This window comes from Citrobacter sp. CK181 (genome assembly GCF_030333595.1).
Taxonomy (GTDB): domain Bacteria; phylum Pseudomonadota; class Gammaproteobacteria; order Enterobacterales; family Enterobacteriaceae; genus Citrobacter_B; species Citrobacter_B koseri.
This window is the reverse complement of sequence record NZ_JAOWFN010000014.1, coordinates 284,443-304,472: the sequence shown is the minus strand read 5'-3', so window position 1 is coordinate 304,472 and position 20,030 is coordinate 284,443. Positions and strand designations below refer to the sequence as shown.

The window sequence follows — 20,030 nt, the reverse complement described above, 5'->3', positions numbered from 1 at the left end:
ACGCCGGGATGAGTGCGATTCGAGATATGAAGAGATAAAGCGTGATATGGCGCGCACTCTGTCGTGCGCGCCGGGAGGATTAATGCAGGATTTTCGCCAGGAAGTCTTTGGCGCGGTCCGATTTCGGGTTGGCGAAGAACTCCTCTTTCGGCGAGTCTTCGACAATTTTCCCTTCGTCCATAAAGATCACCCGATTGGCCACCTTACGGGCAAAGCCCATTTCGTGGGTGACGACCATCATGGTCATCCCTTCGTTTGCCAGCTCGACCATAACGTCCAGCACTTCGTTGATCATTTCAGGATCGAGTGCGGATGTCGGTTCATCAAACAGCATAGCGATAGGGTCCATGCACAGCGCGCGCGCGATTGCCACACGCTGTTGCTGCCCGCCGGAAAGCTGCGCCGGGAACTTATTGGCATGGGCCGAGAGTCCTACGCGCTCAAGCAACTTCTGCGCTTTTTCACGGGCGGGCGCTTTGCCGCGTTTGAGCACTTTCACCTGCGCCAGCGTCAGGTTTTCAATGATCGACAGATGCGGGAACAGTTCAAAGTGCTGGAACACCATTCCGACCCGCGAGCGGAGCTTCGCCAGATCCGTTTTTTTGTCATTCACTTTGGTGCCGTCAACGGTGATTTCACCCTGTTGCACCGGTTCCAGTCCGTTCACCGTTTTGATCAGGGTCGATTTACCGGAACCCGACGGGCCGCAGACTACCACCACTTCACCTTTTTTCACTTCCGTGGAGCAGTCGGTCAGCACCTGAAAGTGACCATACCATTTAGAAACATTTTTCAGGGTAATCATTAAACTGTCCTTTTCTTCAAATAGCTGACCAACAACGACGCGCTCAGGCTGATAACAAAGTAGACGGCACCGGCAAAGAGGATCATTTCGACCTGCGTACCATCACGCTCGCCAATGGTGGTGGCGGTGCGGAAGAAATCCGCGAGGCTTAACACGTAAACCAGGGAGGTATCCTGGAACAGTACGATACCCTGGGTAAGCAGCAGCGGCACCATCGCACGGAACGCCTGCGGCAGGATGATGAGCTTCATCGACTGCCAGTGGGTCATCCCCAGCGCCAGCGCAGCGCTGGACTGCCCGCGTGAAATGCTCTGAATACCCGCACGGATAATCTCCGAGTAATACGCCGCCTCAAACATGGAAAACGCGACCATCGCTGAAATCAGGCGAATATCCGTTTTGGGCGAAATACCCAGTACGTCCTGCAACAGACCCGGCACAATCAGGTAGAACCATAGCAGCACCATCACCAGCGGGATGGAGCGGAAAACGTTGACGTAAGCTTTCGCAAACCAGGCGACAGGGGCGAAACTTGAAAGACGCATTACCGCCAGAATGGTGCCCCAGAGAATCCCGATCACCACGGCGGTGACGGTAATTTTCAGGGTGATCACCAGCCCGGCCAGCAAATACGGCATGGAAGGAACGATCGAACTCCAGTCAAACTCGTACATTATTTGCCTCCCATATTGCCAGGCAGGCGGACTTTACGTTCCACCAGATTCATCACCAGCATAATGACGGCATTAATCAGCACGTAGGCCAGCGTAATCGCGGTGAACGACTCCCAGGCGTGGGCGGAGTAATCCAGCAGCTTGCCCGCCTGCGCCGCCATATCCACCAGACCAATGGTCGATGCGATGGCGGAGTTTTTCACCAGGTTCATCATTTCCGAGGTCATCGGCGGGACAATCACCCGATAGGCGTTCGGTAACAGAACATAGCGATAAGCCTGAGGCAGCGTCAGCCCCATCGCCAGCGCAGCGTTTTTCTGCCCGCGAGGCAGCGACTGAATCGCGGCGCGTACCTGCTCGCAGACGCGCGCAGCGGTAAACAGCCCCAGACAGATCATTGATGAGAGGAAAAATTGAATGTTCGGGTCCAGTTCCGCCTTGAACCACATGCCGATATTTTCCGGCAACAGCTCAGGCACGACCAGATACCAGGTAAAGAACTGAACAATCAGCGGGACGTTACGAAACAGTTCCACGTAAAGCGTCCCCATTCCTGAGAGGAAGCGGTTAGGTACAGTACGTAAAATGCCGAATAACGAGCCGACGAGGAAAGCAATAATCCAGGCGGTGATGGATAACGCGACGGTGACCTGGAAGCCGCTCCAGAGCCAGCCGAGATACGTGGTGTTGCCGAACGGGGCTTGTTGTAAAAAAATCCCCCAGTTCCAGTCTATTGACATAAATCTACTCCAGAAAAAAAAGGGTAGCAGCGCTACCCTCGAAGATTGTTATCCAGCGTTTTGCGGTTTTCAGGCCTGATGGGGAACGACCATCAGGCTTATAGTCTGTCCGTGCTGAATGACAATCGAGAGGGCAAGGAGATCCCGCCCCATTTATTTTAGTTAGTTAAGTGCTTTGTCATTCGGTTCTTTGAACAGCGCCTTCATCTCGTCGGACAGTTCGAAATTCATGTTCAGGTTTTTCGGCGGGATTGGGTTTTTAAACCACTTATCAAACCATTTTTCCGCTTCGCCTGAGGTCTGCACCTGGGCAATCGTGTCATCTACCAGCGTTTTAAACTCAGGATCGTTTTTACGCAGCATACAGCCGTAGGCTTCCTGAGATTGCGGCTTACCGACGATCTCCCAGTTGTCTGGTTTTTTGGCTTTCGCACGTTCACCCGCCAGCAGGGCATCATCCATCATAAAGGCGACGGCGCGACCGCTTTCCAGCGTACGGAAGGAGTCGCCGTGGTCTTTCGCGCTGATAATGCGTATATTCATTTTTTGTTCTTCATTCAGCTTGTGCAGCAGAATTTCAGAGGTGGTACCGGAGGTGACCACGACCGCTTTTCCTTTCAGGTCCGGGAAGTCTTTAATATCGCCGTCTTTTTTCGCCAGCAGACGCGTACCGACGATGAAAATGGTGTCAGAGAACGCGGCCTGTTTCTGGCGTTCGACGTTGTTGGTGGTGGAGCCACATTCAAAGTCGAAGGTTCCGTTCTGCAACAGCGGAATACGGTTCTGGGAGGTAATTGGGATCAACTTCACCTGCAGGTCAGGTTTGTTAAGCTTTTTCTTCACGGCTTCAACGATGGCGTTGGAGTAGTCCTGTGAATAACCGACCACTTTTTGCTGGTTGTCGTAGTAAGAGAACGGCACGGAGGACTCGCGGTGGCCGACGACGATAATGCCATTCTTCGCGATTTTATCCAGCGTACTGCCCGCCGCCGGCGCGGCGTCTTCCGCGTGTGCCAGACCGGCAGACATTCCCATGACCAGCATTGCTGTGGCTAGCTTACGTAATTGCATATCCAACTCCTTTATCGTCTGCGCCATCGACGCATTGATACCCATTGTGAGTGTTTGTGTTGTTATCGTCTGCAACTTGAGCGTGCAGTGTTATGCGTGTTTGTTAACATTTAGTTTGGCTGAATGTAAAGATTTTGCTGCTTTATTGTTTATTTTTGCGAAGTGCGCCGCACCGTTTAGAGGCAAAAATCTTTCATTGCACTGTTTGGGTGCTACCGATGATCGATATTGGTGCGACCAGGTTGCACATATAGCCAAAACAAGGTTTACCTTGTTTAACAAAGCAATAGGCGTGCCAGAATGGAGGGATATAGCCAGGCCGGGTAAGACGCATCGCGTCTTACCCGGTAATAAGGGAGATTATTTACGACGCTGACGCAGGCTCATCACCACGGCGCCAAAGCCCATCAGCGCGGTGAGCAACCATAACGGCCAGTTGCCGGTACGGGCATAAGGCGTTAAACCACGGGTTGGCGTAACGTGGGTGGTCAACACGTCGCGGGTAAACTGCGGGATCATCGCCTGAATTTCACCCTGCGGGCCAATGACTGCCGTAATGCCGTTGTTGGTGCTGCGCAACAGCGGGCGCGCCAGCTCCAGAGAACGCATTCTCGCCATCTGGAAGTGCTGCCACGGGCCGATAGATTTTCCGAACCAGGCGTCGTTAGAGATGGTCAGCAGATAGTCAGTGTCCGGGCGGAAATTGTCCCGAACCTGTTCACCCAGAATGATTTCGTAGCAAATCGCCGCCGTCAGTTTAAAGCCATGCGCATGCAGCTGTGGCTGTATGTACGGCCCACGGCTGAATGAGGACATCGGCAGGTCAAAGAACGGCGCTAACGGGCGCAGAATCGACTCCAGCGGCACGAACTCGCCAAATGGCACCAGGTGGTTTTTGTTGTAGCGATTGCTGGAATCGTAGCTGTACGGGCTGTCTTTACCCAGCGTGATAATCGTGTTGTAGGTGTCGTAGCGGTTCTGCTTGTTCAGACGCGCATCGACGATGCCGGTAATCAACGTGCTGTTTTTGGATTTCAGCAGATCGTCCATCATGCCCAGAAAACGCTGCTGATTAATCTCCAGATCGGGAATGGCGGACTCCGGCCAGATAATCAGTTGCGATTTACCCATTTCCGGCTGGGTGGCGTCGAGATAGATTTTCAGCGTATTGATAAGCTGACTCTCATCCCACTTCAGCGATTGGGGAATGTCGCCCTGAACCAGCGATACCTGCGTGGTTTTTTCCGGCTCCAGCGTATACCACTGGATGTAACGCAGCGGGAAGGGTAGGGCAAATAACACCAGCGCGACGACCAGAGGACGCCAGTTGCGGGTAACTGCCGCCAGCACCAGCAGGCCGCTGACCATCATCAGCAGGAAGTTGATGGCCTCAACGCCCATCACCGGCGCCAGCCCTTTTAGCGGGCCGTCAATCTGGCTATAGCCGAACTGTAGCCACGGGAAGCCGGTCAGTACCCAGCCACGCAGAAACTCGGTGATTTGCCAGACTACGGGGGCGGCGATCGCCACGCGCAGCCAGGTGGTTTTCGGCCACAGACGCGACAGAATACCGGCAAACAGGCCCGTGTAGAGGGAAAGGTATGCGGCAAGCAGCACCACAAGAAAGACGTTTATCGGGCCGGGCATACCGCCGAACTGCGCGATACTGACGTAGACCCAGTTGATGCCGGAGCCAAAGAGTCCCAGCCCCCAGAAGTAGCCGATAGCAGCCGACTGGAGCGGACGGCGGTGTAAGGTTAACGCCTGTAGGCCCATAAGCGAGATAAGCGCGGCGGGCCAGACGTCATACGGAGAAAAAGCCAGCGTTCCGCAGGCGCCGAATAATAACGCCAGCAGCAGGCGAATGCGCTGGCGTTCAATCAGTGAGGCAAATGCCATTTAGTCTTTAGTCCACTTTTGGTTTTATTCGTCCAGTTTAGGCTGGGGCGAGTCATCCGGTATTCTGACATGAACCTGAATAATACGACGGCTGTCGGCCATAGCGACTTTGAACTGGTAACCATCAATGTCAATGGTCTCACCGCGCGCAGGCAAATGACCGAACGCCTGCATCACCAGACCGCCAATGGTATCGACCTCTTCATCGCTGAAGCTGGTGCCGAAGGCTTCGTTGAAGTCTTCAATCGGTGCGAGAGCGCGAATGGTCCAGGTGTGGCGACTGAGCTGACGGAAGTCGATATCGTCTTCTTCATCATACTCGTCTTCAATTTCACCCACGATCAGTTCGAGAATGTCTTCAATGGTCACCAGACCCGACACCCCGCCAAACTCGTCGATAACGATCGCCATATGGTAACGCTGGGAGCGGAACTCTTTGAGCATGCGGTCAACGCGCTTACTCTCCGGGACAACAACGGCCTGGCGTAACACTTTTTCCATGCTGAAGGCTTCGGCATCGCTGCGCATAAACGGCAGCAGATCCTTCGCCATCAGAATCCCTTCAATGTGATCTTTGTCTTCGCTGATGACCGGGAAACGCGAGTGTGCTGACTCAATGATGACATCAAGGCACTCATCCAGCGTCTGGTTGCGTTTCAGGGTAATCATCTGGGAGCGGGGGATCATGATGTCGCGAACGCGCTGGTCCGCAATGTCCATCACCCCTTCGAGCATATCGCGCGTATCTTCATCGATAAGGTCGTTCTGCCCGGAATCACGGATCAGCGCCAGCAGTTCGTCACGGTTTTTGGGTTCACCGTGGAAAAGTTGGCTCAGTAACAGGGAAAAAAATCCCTTTTTGCTGTTTAACGTGTCACTACTGTGTGAATTGTCGTCGCTCATGGCGTCGTATGGGTTCTCATGTTGGTTAATAGGTTGCTCGTCATGCATATACTTAACGGCTGACGGCATGTTTGTTCATCGTACTTAGTCTTTCTCGGAAATGTACGGGTCCTCATAGCCCAGAGCAAGCATAATCTCTGTTTCGAGGGCTTCCATCTCTTCCGCTTCATCGTCTTCGATATGGTCGTAGCCCAGCAAATGCAAACTGCCGTGCACGACCATATGCGCCCAGTGGGCCTCCAGCGGCTTATCTTGTTCTTTCGCTTCTTGCTCCACTACCTGGCGGCAGATGATCAGATCGCCCAGCAGCGGCATCTCCATACCTGGCGGCGCTTCAAACGGGAAAGAGAGCACGTTGGTTGGCTTATCTTTCCCGCGGTAGGTCAGGTTAAGATCGTGGCTTTCGGCTTCATCCACCAGGCGAATCGTCACTTCTGATTCTTCCTGAAACTGTGGGATCACCGCATTCAGCCACGTCTGAAACTGGCTCTCTTCCGGCAGGCCGGAATGGTCTTCACATGCCAGTTGTAAATCGAGGATCACCTGACTCATTTTTGTTCCTGCTCCTGCGCTTCACGCTTACGTTCTGCCGCCAGCGCTGCCTTGCGTTTTTGCTCCGCTTCTTCCCAGGCTTCATAGGCGTTAACGATACGGGCAACTACCGGATGGCGCACCACGTCTTCGCTGTGGAAGAAGTTAAAGCTGATCTCTTCGACTTCCGCCAGCACTTCTATCGCATGGCGCAGGCCAGACTTCGTGTTGCGCGGCAGGTCAATCTGCGTGACGTCACCGGTAATAACCGCTTTCGAATTAAAGCCGATACGCGTCAGGAACATCTTCATCTGTTCGATGGTGGTGTTCTGGCTCTCATCGAGAATAATAAAGGCGTCGTTCAGCGTACGACCGCGCATATAGGCCAGCGGCGCGACTTCAATGACGTTGCGCTCAATCAGCTTTTCTACTTTCTCGAAGCCGAGCATCTCAAACAGCGCGTCATACAGCGGGCGAAGATACGGGTCTACCTTCTGGCTCAGGTCGCCTGGCAGAAAGCCCAGTTTTTCCCCGGCTTCCACTGCCGGACGGGTTAGCAGAATACGACGAATTTCCTGACGCTCAAGAGCGTCCACGGCGGCGGCAACGGCGAGGTAGGTTTTCCCCGTACCGGCAGGGCCAACGCCGAAAGTAATGTCGTGAACGAGAATGTTGGCGATGTACTGCGCCTGATTCGGCGTGCGCGGCTTAATCACGCCACGCTTGGTTTTAATATTTATCGCCTTGCCATAGTCAGGAACGCTCTCCGCGCTTTGTTCCAGCACGCGCGCTTCTTTAATCGCAAGGTGGATTTGTTCCGGCTCGATGTCCTGAATCTGACCGCGCATCGGGGCGGTATCGACGTACAGGCTGCGCAGGATATCTACCGCGGCGGTGACGCAAATCGGGCGACCGGTCAGCTTAAAGTGATTGTCACGACGGTTGATCTCGATGCCGAGACGGCGTTCCAGTTGTTTGATGTTGTCGTCAAACGGGCCGCAAAGGCTCAACAGACGGGCGTTGTCTGCGGGCTCAAGGGTAATTTCGCGAGTGTCTATGTTCAAACTGTTCCTCTTATGCCTGAGTCGCCGGAAAATGAAAATTCACCGGCAGATAAGGAAATTATTCACGCCACAGGATAAAGGCGCAAGCATTGCAATGAAGATGGGGGCGTAGGGGGGAATTACAAGGCCTGTCTGTTATTTGCCGGATGGCAGCACAAGTGCCTTATCCGGCCTACGAACCATATTGTGCCGTAGGCCCGATAAGTGCAGCGCCATCGGGCATTTTTTCGCTTTTCAGCAGGATTAAGGCTGGTAAAAACCGACGCCAATCTCGTTTTCTTTACGGGTACGGGCAATGACTGACTCCGGCGTTTCAGCCACGCGCAGCCCCATCTCATCTTCGGTGCGTACAACCTTGCCGCGCAGAGAGTTGGTGTAGACATCGGTGATTTCCACATCCACAAACTTACCGATCATCTCCGGGGTGCCTTCAAAGTTCACCACGCGGTTATTTTCGGTACGGCCTGACAGTTCCATAATGCTCTTACGCGAGGTGCCTTCCACCAGAATACGCTGGACGGTGCCGAGCATCCGACGGCTCCAGGCCATCGCCTGCTGGTTAATACGCTCCTGTAGAATATACAGACGCTGCTTTTTCTCTTCTTCCGGCACATCGTCAACCATATCGGCCGCCGGTGTTCCCGGACGCGCCGAGAAAATAAAGCTGTAGCTCATGTCGAAATTGACGTCGGCAATCAGCTTCATGGTCTGTTCGAAGTCCTGAGTCGTTTCGCCCGGGAAACCAACGATGAAGTCCGAGCTGATTTGAATATCCGGGCGCGCCGCGCGCAGTTTACGGATGATCGCTTTGTACTCCAGCGACGTGTGGGTACGCCCCATCAGATTCAGTACGCGATCCGCACCGCTCTGTACCGGCAGATGCAGGAAGCTCACCAGTTCCGGCGTATCACGGTAAACTTCGATGATGTCGTCGGTGAACTCGATCGGATGGCTGGTGGTGAAGCGGATGCGATCGATCCCGTCGATGGCGGCAACCAGGCGCAGCAGGTCGGCAAAGGAGCCGGTGGTGCCGTCGTAGTTTTCACCGCGCCAGGCGTTAACGTTCTGACCGAGCAGGTTGACTTCACGCACGCCCTGAGCGGCAAGCTGGGCGATCTCAAACAGGATGTCGTCAGACGGACGGCTGACCTCTTCACCACGGGTATACGGCACCACACAGTACGTGCAGTATTTATTACACCCTTCCATGATGGAGACAAACGCGGTCGGGCCTTCCGCACGCGGTTCCGGCAGGCGGTCGAACTTCTCGATTTCCGGGAAGCTGATGTCCACCACCGGGCTGCGGTCGCCACGAACGGAGTTGATCATTTCCGGTAAGCGGTGCAGCGTTTGCGGGCCAAAAATAATATCGACATAGTGCGCACGCTGACGGATGTGGTCGCCTTCCTGGGAGGCCACGCAACCGCCGACGCCGATAATCAGGTCCGGGTTCTTCTCTTTTAAGAGCTTCCAGCGGCCTAATTGATGGAAGACTTTTTCCTGAGCCTTCTCGCGGATTGAGCAGGTATTCAGCAGCAGCACATCCGCTTCTTCCGCGACCTCGGTCAGTTGATACCCGTGGGTAGCATCCAGCAGATCGGCCATCTTCGATGAATCGTACTCGTTCATCTGACAGCCCCAGGTTTTAATATGGAGTTTTTTGGTCATCGACTTGCTCTTGCGAAATAGTGGCTGAATTGCAGGGCGCATAGTGTAATGCTTTGGCGCGGTTGTGACCAGTATGACGCTTATCAGCCCTTAGAGGTAAAAAATCCTGTAAACTTGTCTTATCAACGTAACAGGATGAGTGACCATGACAAATCAACCAACGGAAATTGCCATTGTTGGCGGGGGGATGGTCGGTGGCGCGCTGGCGCTGGGACTGGCGCAGCATGGATTTACCGTCACGGTGATTGAACATGCTGAGCCTGCGCCGTTTGTGGCCGACAGCCAGCCTGATGTGCGTATTTCAGCGATCAGCGCGGCGTCGGTGTCGCTGCTTAAAGGCCTGGGCGTCTGGGATGTGGTGCAGGGGATGCGCAGCCATCCGTACCGTCGTCTGGAGACCTGGGAGTGGGAAAACGCCCATGTGGTGTTTGACGCCGCCGAGCTTAAGTTACCGCTGCTTGGCTATATGGTTGAGAATATCGTGCTGCAACAGGCGCTGTGGCAGGCGCTGGACGCGCACCCGAAAGTGACGCTGTGCGCGCCTGCTTCACTGATTGCGTTGCATCGCCACAATGATCGACATGAGCTGGAGCTGGCGGATGGCGAGCGTCTTACCGCAAAACTGGTGATCGGCGCTGACGGTGCGAACTCGCAGGTACGACAGCTGGCGGGGATTGGCATTCATGCCTGGCAGTATGCTCAGTCCTGTATGCTGATTACCGTACAGTGTGAGAGCGAGCCCGGTGACAGCACCTGGCAGCAATTTACGCCAGACGGCCCACGGGCCTTTTTACCGTTGTTCGACAACTGGGCATCGCTGGTGTGGTATGACTCACCGGCGCGTATTCGCCAGTTGCAGAACCTGAGTATGCCGCAGTTGCAGGCGGAAATTATGCAACATTTTCCGTCGCGTCTGGGGGCGGTCACACCGGTTGCGGCAGGCGCTTTTCCGCTGACGCGCCGCCATGCGTTGCAATACGTACAGCCTGGTCTGGCGCTGGTGGGGGATGCGGCGCATACCATTCATCCATTAGCCGGGCAGGGGGTAAACCTGGGGTATCGTGATGTGGATGCGCTGCTGGATGTGTTGATCAGCGCCCGCAGTCATGGCGAAGTCTGGGCCAGTCACCAGGTGCTGAAACGCTATCAGACGCGCCGCATGGCGGATAACTTCATTATGCAAAGCGGAATGGATCTGTTCTATGCCGGTTTCAGCAATAATCTTCAGCCGCTGCGCGTTATGCGTAATATTGGATTGATGGCGGCAGAGCGCGCAGGCGTGTTGAAACGTCAGGCTCTGAAGTATGCGTTAGGGTTGTAGGATATTCTGTGCCTGATAGCGTTGCGCTTATCAGGTCAACACCGCCCCCCGGCGCGCCGGGCAGAAAAGCAAAAAGCTCGCCGAAGCGAGCTTTTTTAATGTGGCTGGGGTACGAGGATTCGAACCTCGGAATGCCGGAATCAGAATCCGGTGCCTTACCGCTTGGCGATACCCCAATGGTTGGGTCTTTGCGTTCGTCATCCGAACGTCTTTCAAATTTGGCTGGGGTACGAGGATTCGAACCTCGGAATGCCGGAATCAGAATCCGGTGCCTTACCGCTTGGCGATACCCCAAAAATTTGGTGGCTACGACGGGATTCGAACCTGTGACCCCATCATTATGAGTGATGTGCTCTAACCAACTGAGCTACGTAGCCAGATTGTTTTCTTCGATGGCTGGGGTACCTGGATTCGAACCAGGGAATGCCGGTATCAAAAACCGGTGCCTTACCGCTTGGCGATACCCCAATGACCGTCGCGGCAATCCGCAAACTCGAAGAAATATGGCTGGGGTACCTGGATTCGAACCAGGGAATGCCGGTATCAAAAACCGGTGCCTTACCGCTTGGCGATACCCCATCCGTGCAACGCGTACTGGTGAATGGTGCGGGAGGCGAGACTTGAACTCGCACACCTTGCGGCGCCAGAACCTAAATCTGGTGCGTCTACCAATTTCGCCACTCCCGCAAAAAAGATGGTGGCTACGACGGGATTCGAACCTGTGACCCCATCATTATGAGTGATGTGCTCTAACCAACTGAGCTACGTAGCCATCTTTTTTCGCGTTACCTTATCGGCGTTGCGGGGCGCATTATGCGTATTGAGCCTTGAAGCGTCAACCTCTTTTTCATTGAAAATGGCCGGAATGTGACTGTTTGGTTAGGTTGCGAACAGCGTGACGCAATATTCGGCAATTATTGGTTATTAATCGTTTTTTGCGGTGAAAAAACGGCGTAAAAAAAGAGCCCCGCAGGACTCTTTTTAACACGATAACTTATTTATAAGCGGACTGGTGTACGCCGACGGCGCGGCCTGATGGATCGTCCATCGTTTTGAACGCCTCATCCCATTCGATGGCCTTCGCAGAAGAACAGGCGACGGACGGGCCGCCTGGCACACATTCTGCCGCGCTGGGTACCGGGAACAACTCTTCGAAGATTTCACGGTACAGGTACGCTTCTTTAGAAGATGGCGTGTTGTACGGGAAACGGAAGCGGGCGGTTTCCAGTTGCTGGTCGGAAATTTGCTCTGCCGCGACCTCTTTCAGCGTGTCGATCCAGCTGTAGCCGACGCCGTCAGAGAACTGCTCTTTTTGACGCCATGCCACGCTTGCGGGCAGGTAGGATTCAAAACATTCACGCAGGATATGTTTCTCCATTTTGCCGTTGCCGCACATTTTGTCTTCCGGGTTGATGCGCATCGCCACATCAAGGAATTTCTTATCCAGGAACGGGACGCGGGCTTCGACGCCCCAGGCAGACATCGCTTTGTTGGCGCGAGCGCAGTCAAACATATGCAGCGCCTGTAGCTTACGCACGGTCTCTTCGTGCAGTTCTTTGGCGTTTGGCGCTTTATGGAAGTAGAGATAGCCGCCGAACACTTCATCGGAACCTTCGCCGGACAGCACCATTTTGATTCCCATCGCTTTGATTTTACGCGACATTAAATACATCGGCGTCGAGGCGCGAATGGTGGTGACATCGTAAGTTTCGATGTGGTAAATCACGTCGCGAATCGCATCCAGACCTTCCTGCACGGTGAAGTGAATTTCGTGATGCACGGTGCCGAGATGGTTTGCCACTTCCTGCGCGGCTTTCAGATCCGGGGAGCCTTCCAGACCGACAGCAAAGGAGTGCAACTGAGGCCACCAGGCTTCCGAACGTTCCTGATCTTCCACGCGGCGTGCGGCGAATTTCTTGGTGATGGCGGAAATGATAGAGGAATCCAGGCCGCCCGAGAGCAATACGCCGTATGGCACGTCTGACATCAGGTGGCTTTTGACGGACTCTTCCAGCGCCTGGCGCAACACGTTTTTGTCCGTTTCGTTGTCTTTTACTGCGTCGAACTCGAACCAGTCGCGCTGGTAATACTGACGAATCTCACCGTCTTTGCTCCACAGGTAGCTGCCTGCCGGGAACTCTTTAATCGTGCGGCAGACTGGCACCAGCGCCTTCATTTCAGAGGCGACATAAAAGTTGCCGTGTTCGTCATGACCCATATAAAGCGGGATGATCCCGATGTGGTCGCGACCAATCAGCCAGGCATCCTGTTCGCTGTCGTACAGCGCAAAGGCGAACATACCCTGTAAGTCGTCGAGAAATTCCACCCCTTTTTCCTGGTACAGCGCGAGGATCACTTCACAGTCAGACCCGGTCTGGAACTGATAGCGGTCGCCATATTCCGCGCGTAATGCCTGGTGGTTATAAATTTCACCGTTAACGGCCAGCACATGTGTTTTCTTTTCGTTGTACAGCGGCTGCGCACCGGCGTTGACGTCGACAATAGACAGACGCTCGTGTGCCAGAATCGCGTTATCGCAGGCGTAAATACCGGACCAGTCTGGGCCGCGATGGCGCATCAAACGTGACAGCTCAAGGGCTTTTTTACGCAGCTCAACCGCGTCTGTTTTGATATCGAATACGCCAAAAATAGAACACATAACCTTCTCCATTAACCCGTTGCGTGGTGCTTTTTTGTGTTTGCTTGTTTATGAAAATGCCGCAAAGCCGCAGGGTTCGCAAGAGATTTGGCGTGATGAAAGCAAAAAATGCAATGGCAGTTGTTGAATGATGAAAAAAGATTACGTAATGAGCGTGTTTATTGATGAATCGATAATTTTATGGCGATTTTATTAAACGATGTTTTTTATCAGGCCTACGATTCGAACAGAACAATATTGTAGGCCTGATAAGCGCAGCGCCATCAGGCAGGGGGACGTTTTCAGATAACGTCGATTTCGGCGACGGAAGGATAAATCCAGCTTGGTCTGAACGGCATGTCGTCGATATCGTTGAGCGTTGAGACGCCAGAGAGCACCAGAATGGTTTCCAGACCGGCCTGGAATCCTGCCAGAATATCGGTGCGCAGATTGTCGCCGACGATAACGGTCTCTTCCGAGTGCGCCTGCATTTTGTTTAACGCGGCGCGGATAATCCACGGGCTGGGTTTACCGACGTAAAAAGGCTTACGACCAGAGATTTTTTCAATACCTGCACAGAGCGCGCCGCAGGCCGGATAGAAACCACGACCGTGGGTATCGGGGTTGGTGGCGATGAAACGGGCGCCGTTGGCGACGAAAAAGGCCGCTTTATGCATCATGTCCCAGTTATAGGAGCGGGTCTCGCCGACAATCACAAAATCGGGATTGACGTCAGTAATGGTAAAACCTGCTTTATACAATTCGTGAATTAGTGCGCCTTCACCGACCACATAGGCTTTCTTGCCTTCCTGACGACGCAGGAAATCGGCGGTGGCCATCGCGGAAGTATAAAAAACGCTGTCAGGTACGTTAACCCCTGCGGTGGCAAAGCGGTTCGCCAGATCCTGGCCGGTCTGCGAAGGGTAATTGGTCAGCAGCACCAGCGGCAGACCTTTTTCCATTACATCCGTCAGAAATTCTGCCGCACCGGGTACGGCAACATTGTCGTGCATCAGCACGCCGTCAATATCACAAATTACATTCTTGATGGTCATGAACTACCCAAAGGATTTAGTCATAATGCGCCACTATAAAAGCTCATTAATTTTCCAGCAAATGTTGCAACAAAATGCCGTTGAGCATGGCGCGTTTCACCAGCGCAAATGCGCCGATGGCGGAGCGGTGATCCAGCGTGGAACGGACAACCGGCAAATTTTTGCGAAACGCTTTCAGCGCCTGTGTGTTGATGCAGCTTTCAATCGCCGGCAGCAGCACTTTATCCGCTTCGGTAATTTCACCGGCAATCACGATTTTTTGCGGATTAAACAGGTTGATAGCGATAGCGATGGTTTTGCCCAGATGACGACCAACGTGTTCAATCACCTCTGCCGCTAAGCTGTCACCTTTATTAGCTGCCTTGCAGATGGTTTTAATCGTGCAGTCGTCCAGCGTAACGCGACTTTGGTAGCCCTGCTTGAGTAAGTGCTGTACGCGTTGTTCAATGGCCGCGTTGGCGGCGATGGTTTCCAGACAGCCAAAATTGCCGCAGTGACAGCGCTCGCCCAGCGGCTCGACCTGAATATGACCGATCTCTCCGACGTTGCCGTTGCGACCAATAAAAATGCGGCCATTTGAGATAATCCCGGCGCCAGTCCCCCGGTGTACGCGCACCAGAATGGAATCTTCGCAATCCTGGCTTGCACCGAAATAGTGCTCGGCCAGCGCCAGACTGCGGATATCGTGACCGACAAAACAGGTTACGTGAAAACGTTTTTCCAGCGCTTCAACTAATCCCCAGTTTTCAACCTGAATATGCGGCATATAGCGGATCACGCCGCTTTCGGGATCGACAAGACCCGGCAGGATCACAGAAATCGCGATTAACTCGCGAAGTTTACGCTGGTTACTGTCGATGAACGTGGTGATGGCATTGAGCAGGGCATGTTCCAGCGTCTCCTGAGTGCGCTCTGGCAGCGGGTAGTGCTCTTCAGCCAGCACTTTACTGCTCAGGTCAAACAGGGTAATGGTTGCGTCATGACGACCCAACCGCACGCCAATAGCATGGAAATTGCGGGTTTCGGTAACGATGGAGATGGCGCGGCGGCCCCCGGTGGAGGCCTGCTGATCAACTTCTTTGATCAGCCCGCGTTCAATGAGTTGACGCGTAATTTTGGTTACGCTGGCGGGAGCAAGCTGGCTTTGCTCGGCAATCTGAATACGCGAGATTGGCCCATGCTGGTCAATCAGGCGGTAAACGGCCGCGCTGTTAAGCTGTTTTACGAGATCAACATTACCTATTTGAGCTTGTCCGCCTGGTGTCATACTTTCTCTTACTCAGTAACGACCTCGTTACCATTAACGATGGTCTTGATGATTTTAAAGTCGTGGGTGAAGGCGGTCAGGTTCGCAACTTTACCCGGCGCGAGGCTGCCGAGCTGCTTATCGACGCCAATCGCGCGCGCAGGGTAGAGCGTTGCCATACGCAGCACTTCATCCAGCGCAATACCGCAATGTTCAACCAGATTACGCACGCCTTCGATCATGGTTAATGATGATCCGCTCAGCGTACCGTTCTCATCCACACACAGTCCATTACGGTAGTATATTGTTTTACCAGCAAAAATGAACTGTTCAATGTTTGCACCCGCCGGGGCGGTTGCATCAGTCACCAGGCAAAGTTTGTCACCTTTCAGACGTTTAGCGTTACGAATGTTGACGTAATCAACATGCAGACCATCCGCGATGATGCCGCAATAAATATCGGCATCGTCAAGAATGGCGCCCGCCAGACCCGGTTCACGGCCCGTAATATACGGCATCGCGTTGAACAAGTGGGTGGCAAAGGTGATCCCTGCGCGGAAACCGGCTTTCGCCTCTTTTAACGTCGCGTTGGAGTGACCGGCTGAAACCACAATGCCCGCCGCCGTCAGTTTGGCGATCACTTCCGCCGGCACCATTTCCGGCGCCAGCGTGACTTTGGTGATCACATCGGCATTATCGCACAGGAAGTCCACCAGCGCAGCGTCAGGTTGGCGGACAAAACTCGGATTATGGGTGCCTTTTTTGACCAGGTTCAGCCACGGACCTTCAAGATGAAGACCTAATGCCTGATTCGGGTATTTCGCCAGGTATTCACGCATGACGCGAATGCCCTGTTTCATCAGATCGTCGCTGGTGGTAATCAGCGTCGGCAGGTAGCTGGTGCAGCCTGATTTCTCATTGGCTTTCTGCATGATTTCCAGCGTTTCGACAGTCACCGCGTCAGCGGTATCGTTGAACTGGACGCCGCCGCAGCCGTTTAATTGCACATCAATAAAACCGGGGGAGAGAATGGCCCCATTCAACGCGCGTTGTTCTATCTCTGGCGGCAGTTCCGCCACTGGACAGATGCGATCAATCAGGCCATTGGCGACAACAATCGCATGGTCATCAAGAATTTCGTGACCGGTAAAAATCCGGCCCTGGGTTAAAGCATACATTCCGACCCCCGATTTCAAAAAAATGCCGCCCTGCGTCTGCGTACAGGGCGGAGATAACATTACAGACCTTTAATATTTTCGGCTTCTAACTCGTTGAAATATTTCAGTGTCTTAACTTTCAGTTCCATAGTGGAAGGTTCGTCGCACACCACGACCGCTTTCGGATGCAGTTGCAGACAGCTAATGGTCCACATGTGGTTGACGTTGCCTTCGACAGCCGCTTGTAGCGCCTGCGCTTTCTGATGGCCCAGCACCAGGATCATCACTTCTTCTGCGTCCAGCAGCGTACCCACGCCTACGGTCAGCGCATATTTCGGCACCTGATTGACGTCGCCGTCAAAGAAGCGGGAGTTTGCCACGCGGGTGTCATGGGTCAGCGTTTTGATACGCGTACGGGAAGCCAGGGAAGAAGCCGGTTCGTTAAACGCGATATGGCCGTCGTTGCCTACGCCGCCCATAAACAGGTGAATTTTACCGTAAGAACGGATTTTTTCTTCATAATTACGGCATTCCGCATCGATATCCGGCGCGTTACCGTTGAGCAGGTTAATATTTTCTGCCGGAATATCAACGTGATCGAAGAAATTGCGGTGCATGAAGCTGTGGTAGCTTTCCGGGTGTTCTTTCGGAAGGCCAACATATTCGTCCATGTTGAACGTCACCACATGCTTAAAGCTGACCTGGCCCGCTTTGTGCATTTCGACTAATGCTTTATACGCCGTCAGCGGCGTGCCGCCGGTCGGCAGGCCCAGGACAAACGGGCGATCGGCGGTAGGTTTGAAGGCGTTAATACGGTTAACGATATGGCGAGCAGCCCATTTGCCGACCTGTTCTGCGGACGTCAGGGGGATCAGTCTCATTCTTCACCTCAAAAGTAAAAGTAATAAATTGGCGGATTGAGCATCTGTACGTTAGTAAGCGTAACCTGGATTCGTATGGACAGGCGCTAATCCGTGTTGATTTTTTGAATGATAAAATAAGTTTTCGCAGTTAGCCAGTATAAGGGAGGGTGAATAACGATATTTGGTGATTCAAATCACAAAAAACACGCGTTTAATTTGCGATACGAATTAATTTTTCACACACTCTGAGCGTAGATGAATAATTCATACCGTTGTTGCCAAACATCACGCTTTAACGATTTGTCGCACAATAAAAAAATGGCTTCCAGAAGCCTAATCGGGGTCTCGTAGGGGGAATAAGATGAATATTTTAGGTTTTTTCCAGCGACTGGGTAGGGCGTTACAGCTCCCTATCGCAGTGCTGCCAGTGGCGGCACTGTTGCTGCGATTCGGTCAACCAGATTTACTGAATGTCGCCTTTATCGCGCAGGCGGGCGGGGCGATCTTCGATAACCTCGCACTGATCTTCGCCATCGGTGTGGCATCCAGCTGGTCTAAGGACAGCGCGGGTGCAGCAGCGCTGGCGGGTGCGGTCGGGTACTTCGTCCTGACCAAAGCGATGGTGACGATTAACCCGGAAATCAACATGGGCGTCCTGGCGGGTATCATTACCGGTCTGGTGGGCGGCGCCGTTTATAACCGTTGGTCCGGTATCAAACTTCCTGATTTCCTGAGCTTCTTTGGCGGCAAACGTTTTGTGCCGATCGCCACGGGCTTCTTCTGTCTGGTGCTGGCGGCGATTTTCGGTTACGTCTGGCCTCCGGTTCAGCACGCTATTCATTCGGGCGGTGAATGGATCGTCGGCGCGGGCGCGCTGGGTTCCGGTATCTTCGGTTTCATCAACCGTCTGTTGATCCCGACAGGTCTGCATCAGGTGCTGAACACCATCGCCTGGTTCCAGATTGGCGAGTTCACTAACACGGCAGGTACGGTATTCCACGGCGACATCAACCGCTTCTACGCGGGTGACGGCACGGCGGGGATGTTCATGTCCGGCTTCTTCCCGATCATGATGTTCGGTCTGCCGGGTGCGGCGCTGGCGATGTACTTCGCTGCGCCGAAAGCGCGTCGTCCAATGGTTGGCGGTATGCTGCTGTCCGTTGCGATCACCGCGTTCCTGACCGGTGTTACTGAGCCGCTGGAATTCCTGTTCATGTTCCTGGCGCCGTTGCTGTACCTCCTGCACGCAGTATTGACCGGTATCAGCCTGTTCATCGCGACGCTGCTGGGTATTCATGCGGGCTTCTCCTTCTCCGCAGGCGCAATTGACTACGTGTTGATGTATAGCCTGCCTGCGGCCAGCAAAAACGTCTGGATGCTGCTGGTGATGGGCGCGGTCTTCTTCGTCATCTACTTCCTGCTGTTCAGTGCGGTAATTCGCGTGTTCAACCTGAAAACGCCGGGTCGTGAAGATAAAGACGACGATATCGTGACTGACGAAGCGAACAGCAACACTGAAGAAGGTATGACTCAACTGGCGACCAACTACATTGCTGCGGTTGGCGGTACGGATAACCTGAAAGCGATCGATGCCTGCATCACCCGTCTGCGCCTGACCGTTGCTGACGCGGCTCGCGTGAGCGATGCGATGTGTAAACGTCTTGGTGCGTCCGGCGTGGTGAAACTGAACAAACAGACCATCCAGGTTATCGTCGGCGCGAAAGCGGAATCTATCGGCGACGAAATGAAGAAAGTGGTGGCGCGTGGCCCGGTTGCGGCAGCGTCTGCTGACAGCGCGCCAGTGACTGCGGCGCCGGCGGCAAAACCGCAGGCGGTTCCTAATGCGGTGACTATCGCGACGCTGGTTTCTCCAGTCACGGGTGACGTGGTTGCGCTGGAACAGGTTCCTGACGAAGCGTTCGCCAGCAAAGCGGTTGGCGACGGCGTGGCGGTGAAACCAACGGATAAAACCGTTGTTTCCCCGGCGGCAGGCACCATTGTGAAAATCTTCAACACCAATCATGCGTTCTGCCTGGAAACTGAAAAAGGCGCGGAAATCGTTGTCCACATGGGGATCGATACCGTTGCGCTGAACGGTCAGGGCTTCAAACGCCTGGTGGAAGAGGGTGCCGAAGTGGTTGCCGGTCAGCCGATCCTGGAAATGGATCTGGAGTTCCTGAACGCCAATGCGCGCTCGATGATTAGCCCGGTGGTTTGCAGCAACATCGACGACTTCAGCGGTCTGGTGATTAAAGCTGAAGGTCAGGTGGTTGCGGGTCAAACGCCACTGTATGAGATTAAAGGCAAATAATCGCTCCTGAGTAGAGTTTGTGCCTGAGCGGCGGCGGGAAACCTCCGCCGCTTTTTTTTGCAGCCTGTAGGCCGGATAAGGTAT

General features: G+C 53.8%; 16 protein-coding genes and 7 tRNA genes. 2 read left to right on the top strand and 21 right to left on the bottom strand.

Annotation, left to right across the window (positions count from 1 at the left end; genetic code table 11):
• Nucleotides 1-79: 79 nt before the first annotated feature.
• From gltL to miaB, 9 genes are all read right to left on the bottom strand, one after another.
• Nucleotides 80-805 carry a glutamate/aspartate ABC transporter ATP-binding protein GltL gene (gene gltL / locus OGW17_RS14985; RefSeq protein ID WP_012133341.1) on the bottom strand — a complete coding sequence of 242 codons (726 nt, stop codon included), beginning with the start codon at nt 803-805 and terminating at the stop codon, nt 80-82.
• Nucleotides 805-1,479: a glutamate/aspartate ABC transporter permease GltK gene (gltK, locus tag OGW17_RS14980; protein ID WP_012133340.1), complete on the bottom strand. Its 675-nt coding sequence runs from the start codon at nt 1,477-1,479 to the stop codon at nt 805-807. Before gltK ends, gltL begins: the two co-directional genes overlap by 1 nt.
• Entirely contained in the window at nt 1,479-2,219 is a 741-nt protein-coding gene (gltJ, locus tag OGW17_RS14975) for a glutamate/aspartate ABC transporter permease GltJ (RefSeq protein ID WP_012133339.1), read from the bottom strand. Before gltJ ends, gltK begins: the two co-directional genes overlap by 1 nt.
• A 162-nt stretch (nt 2,220-2,381) precedes the next feature.
• Nucleotides 2,382-3,290: an amino acid ABC transporter substrate-binding protein gene (locus tag OGW17_RS14970; protein WP_286452246.1), complete on the bottom strand. Its 909-nt coding sequence runs from the start codon at nt 3,288-3,290 to the stop codon at nt 2,382-2,384.
• 360 nt (nt 3,291-3,650) lie between these two features.
• Nucleotides 3,651-5,189 (bottom strand): apolipoprotein N-acyltransferase, encoded by a 1,539-nt coding sequence (gene lnt / locus OGW17_RS14965; RefSeq protein WP_012133337.1) that lies wholly within the window; start codon nt 5,187-5,189, stop codon nt 3,651-3,653.
• 24 nt (nt 5,190-5,213) lie between these two features.
• Complete coding sequence (gene corC, locus OGW17_RS14960) at nt 5,214-6,092, bottom strand: CNNM family magnesium/cobalt transport protein CorC (RefSeq protein WP_024130542.1); 879 nt, start codon at nt 6,090-6,092, stop codon at nt 5,214-5,216.
• Nucleotides 6,093-6,176: 84 nt separating this feature from the next.
• Entirely contained in the window at nt 6,177-6,644 is a 468-nt protein-coding gene (ybeY, locus tag OGW17_RS14955) for an rRNA maturation RNase YbeY (RefSeq protein ID WP_012133335.1), read from the bottom strand.
• Nucleotides 6,641-7,687: a PhoH family protein gene (locus tag OGW17_RS14950; protein ID WP_071259757.1), complete on the bottom strand. Its 1,047-nt coding sequence runs from the start codon at nt 7,685-7,687 to the stop codon at nt 6,641-6,643. The genes ybeY and OGW17_RS14950 overlap by 4 nt, the downstream gene beginning before the upstream one ends.
• Nucleotides 7,688-7,930: 243 nt before the next feature.
• Nucleotides 7,931-9,355 carry a tRNA (N6-isopentenyl adenosine(37)-C2)-methylthiotransferase MiaB gene (gene miaB / locus OGW17_RS14945; RefSeq protein ID WP_071259755.1) on the bottom strand — a complete coding sequence of 475 codons (1,425 nt, stop codon included), beginning with the start codon at nt 9,353-9,355 and terminating at the stop codon, nt 7,931-7,933.
• A 145-nt stretch (nt 9,356-9,500) separates the two neighbouring features.
• Here miaB and ubiF point away from each other — a divergent pair, with 145 nt between their 5' ends.
• On the top strand, nt 9,501-10,676 hold the full coding sequence (gene ubiF, locus OGW17_RS14940; RefSeq protein ID WP_071259752.1) for a 3-demethoxyubiquinol 3-hydroxylase: 1,176 nt from the start codon (nt 9,501-9,503) through the stop codon (nt 10,674-10,676).
• A 101-nt stretch (nt 10,677-10,777) separates the two neighbouring features.
• Here ubiF and OGW17_RS14935 read toward each other — a convergent pair.
• The 12 genes from OGW17_RS14935 to nagB all read right to left on the bottom strand — a co-directional run bounded on the left by OGW17_RS14935 (nt 10,778) and on the right by nagB (nt 17,653).
• Nucleotides 10,778-10,852 (bottom strand) — tRNA-Gln (locus tag OGW17_RS14935).
• A 43-nt stretch (nt 10,853-10,895) separates the two neighbouring features.
• Nucleotides 10,896-10,970, bottom strand: a tRNA-Gln gene (locus OGW17_RS14930).
• Nucleotides 10,971-10,976: 6 nt separating this feature from the next.
• A tRNA-Met gene (locus OGW17_RS14925) sits at nt 10,977-11,053 on the bottom strand.
• 16 nt (nt 11,054-11,069) lie between these two features.
• A tRNA-Gln gene (locus OGW17_RS14920) sits at nt 11,070-11,144 on the bottom strand.
• 36 nt (nt 11,145-11,180) lie between these two features.
• Nucleotides 11,181-11,255 (bottom strand) — tRNA-Gln (locus OGW17_RS14915).
• Nucleotides 11,256-11,278: 23 nt separating this feature from the next.
• Nucleotides 11,279-11,363 (bottom strand) — tRNA-Leu (locus tag OGW17_RS14910).
• 8 nt (nt 11,364-11,371) lie between these two features.
• A tRNA-Met gene (locus OGW17_RS14905) sits at nt 11,372-11,448 on the bottom strand.
• Between the two features lie 222 nt (nt 11,449-11,670).
• Entirely contained in the window at nt 11,671-13,335 is a 1,665-nt protein-coding gene (gene asnB, locus OGW17_RS14900; protein ID WP_047458165.1) for an asparagine synthase B, read from the bottom strand.
• A 281-nt stretch (nt 13,336-13,616) separates the two neighbouring features.
• Nucleotides 13,617-14,369, bottom strand: coding sequence for a ribonucleotide monophosphatase NagD (nagD, locus tag OGW17_RS14895; RefSeq protein ID WP_012133329.1), 753 nt, complete (start codon nt 14,367-14,369; stop codon nt 13,617-13,619).
• A 46-nt stretch (nt 14,370-14,415) separates the two neighbouring features.
• Nucleotides 14,416-15,636 carry a DNA-binding transcriptional regulator NagC gene (gene nagC / locus OGW17_RS14890; RefSeq protein WP_058668765.1) on the bottom strand — a complete coding sequence of 407 codons (1,221 nt, stop codon included), beginning with the start codon at nt 15,634-15,636 and terminating at the stop codon, nt 14,416-14,418.
• A gap of 8 nt (nt 15,637-15,644) precedes the next feature.
• Nucleotides 15,645-16,793, bottom strand: a complete 1,149-nt coding sequence (nagA, locus tag OGW17_RS14885; protein WP_012133327.1) for an N-acetylglucosamine-6-phosphate deacetylase — start codon at nt 16,791-16,793, stop codon at nt 15,645-15,647.
• A 59-nt stretch (nt 16,794-16,852) separates the two neighbouring features.
• Nucleotides 16,853-17,653: a glucosamine-6-phosphate deaminase gene (nagB, locus tag OGW17_RS14880; protein WP_012133326.1), complete on the bottom strand. Its 801-nt coding sequence runs from the start codon at nt 17,651-17,653 to the stop codon at nt 16,853-16,855.
• A 343-nt stretch (nt 17,654-17,996) separates the two neighbouring features.
• Between nagB and nagE the strand changes: the two genes are divergently transcribed.
• A complete protein-coding gene (gene nagE / locus OGW17_RS14875) occupies nt 17,997-19,946 on the top strand; it encodes a PTS N-acetyl glucosamine transporter subunit IIABC (RefSeq protein ID WP_071259749.1) in 1,950 nt (649 codons plus the stop codon).
• Nucleotides 19,947-20,030 lie beyond the last annotated feature (84 nt).